2 rRNA genes (1 of these 2 cut by a window edge) are annotated in these 2,378 nt (G+C 58.6%); both read right to left on the minus strand.

Annotation, left to right across the window (positions count from 1 at the left end):
- Positions 1-332: ribosomal RNA gene (locus ACIOJD_RS34500) — 23S ribosomal RNA — on the minus strand; it reaches 2,851 nt to the left of the window's first position.
- Positions 333-631: 299 nt separating this feature from the next.
- Positions 632-2,157 (minus strand): 16S ribosomal RNA (locus tag ACIOJD_RS34505).
- The 16S and 23S rRNA genes sit together here, the layout of an rRNA operon.
- Between the last annotated feature and the right edge of the window lie 221 nt (positions 2,158-2,378).

Raw genomic sequence — 2,378 nt, forward strand, 5'->3', positions numbered from 1 at the left:
AAGTACGATCCCACAACCCCGCATGCGCAACCCCTGCCGGGTATCACACGCATACGGTTTGGCCTCATCCGGTTTCGCTCGCCACTACTCCCGGAATCACGGTTGTTTTCTCTTCCTGAGGGTACTGAGATGTTTCACTTCCCCTCGTTCCCTCCACACTGCCTATGTGTTCAGCAGCGGGTGACAGCCCATGACGACTGCCGGGTTTCCCCATTCGGACACCCCCGGATCAAAGCTCGGTTGACAGCTCCCCGGGGCCTATCGCGGCCTCCCACGTCCTTCATCGGTTCCTGGTACCAAGGCATCCACCGTGCGCCCTTAAAAACTTGGCCACAGATGCTCGCGTCCACTGTGCAGTTCTCAAACAACGACCAGCCACCCACCACCCCACCCCATACAGGGCGAGTTCACTGGGACCGGCATCCCGAAGGACGAGCAACGCTCGCACCCTCAGACACCCAACAGCGTGCCCGGCCCGGTCTCCCCGACCTCACGTTCCACGCCGAAGCAGTACTAGTGTGATCCAGAAAACCGTGCCGAATAGTCAACGTTCCACCCATGAGCTGACCACCGTCGGACATACGCCGACGTAGTGGCTCTGGATCCCTTACGGAATCTAGATGCTCCTTAGAAAGGAGGTGATCCAGCCGCACCTTCCGGTACGGCTACCTTGTTACGACTTCGTCCCAATCGCCAGTCCCACCTTCGACAGCTCCCTCCCACAAGGGGTTGGGCCACCGGCTTCGGGTGTTACCGACTTTCGTGACGTGACGGGCGGTGTGTACAAGGCCCGGGAACGTATTCACCGCAGCAATGCTGATCTGCGATTACTAGCAACTCCGACTTCATGGGGTCGAGTTGCAGACCCCAATCCGAACTGAGACCGGCTTTTTGAGATTCGCTCCGCCTCGCGGCATCGCAGCTCATTGTACCGGCCATTGTAGCACGTGTGCAGCCCAAGACATAAGGGGCATGATGACTTGACGTCGTCCCCACCTTCCTCCGAGTTGACCCCGGCAGTCTCCTGTGAGTCCCCATCACCCCGAAGGGCATGCTGGCAACACAGAACAAGGGTTGCGCTCGTTGCGGGACTTAACCCAACATCTCACGACACGAGCTGACGACAGCCATGCACCACCTGTCACCCGACCACAAGGGGGGCACCATCTCTGATGCTTTCCGGGCGATGTCAAGCCTTGGTAAGGTTCTTCGCGTTGCGTCGAATTAAGCCACATGCTCCGCTGCTTGTGCGGGCCCCCGTCAATTCCTTTGAGTTTTAGCCTTGCGGCCGTACTCCCCAGGCGGGGAACTTAATGCGTTAGCTGCGGCACCGACGACGTGGAATGTCGCCAACACCTAGTTCCCAACGTTTACGGCGTGGACTACCAGGGTATCTAATCCTGTTCGCTCCCCACGCTTTCGCTCCTCAGCGTCAGTAATGGCCCAGAGATCCGCCTTCGCCACCGGTGTTCCTCCTGATATCTGCGCATTTCACCGCTACACCAGGAATTCCGATCTCCCCTACCACACTCTAGCCTGCCCGTATCGACTGCAGACCCGGGGTTAAGCCCCGGGCTTTCACAACCGACGTGACAAGCCGCCTACGAGCTCTTTACGCCCAATAATTCCGGACAACGCTTGCGCCCTACGTATTACCGCGGCTGCTGGCACGTAGTTAGCCGGCGCTTCTTCTGCAGGTACCGTCACTTTCGCTTCTTCCCTGCTGAAAGAGGTTTACAACCCGAAGGCCGTCATCCCTCACGCGGCGTCGCTGCATCAGGCTTTCGCCCATTGTGCAATATTCCCCACTGCTGCCTCCCGTAGGAGTCTGGGCCGTGTCTCAGTCCCAGTGTGGCCGGTCGCCCTCTCAGGCCGGCTACCCGTCGTCGCCTTGGTAGGCCATTACCCCACCAACAAGCTGATAGGCCGCGGGCTCATCCTTCACCGCCGGAGCTTTCAACCCTCCCCCATGCAGGGAAGAGTGTCATCCGGTATTAGACCCCGTTTCCAGGGCTTGTCCCAGAGTGAAGGGCAGATTGCCCACGTGTTACTCACCCGTTCGCCACTAATCCACCCCGAAAGGCTTCATCGTTCGACTTGCATGTGTTAAGCACGCCGCCAGCGTTCGTCCTGAGCCAGGATCAAACTCTCCGTGAATGTCAATCCACGAGAGCGGAACCATCAGGTCGGAATAAGACCGACGGTTCACAGCGTCCTCGCTGTAATTTTTTTCAAAGGAACCTCAACCCGCCGGTTACCGGCAGGTCGGGGTATCAACATATCTGGCGTTGACTTTTGGCACGCTGTTGAGTTCTCAAGGAACGGACGCTTCCTTTGTACTCACCCTCTCGGGCTTTCCTCCGGGCGCTTCCCTTCGG

It is taken from the genome of Streptomyces sp. NPDC088116 (assembly GCF_044741745.1).
Taxonomy (GTDB): Bacteria; Actinomycetota; Actinomycetes; order Streptomycetales; family Streptomycetaceae; genus Streptomyces.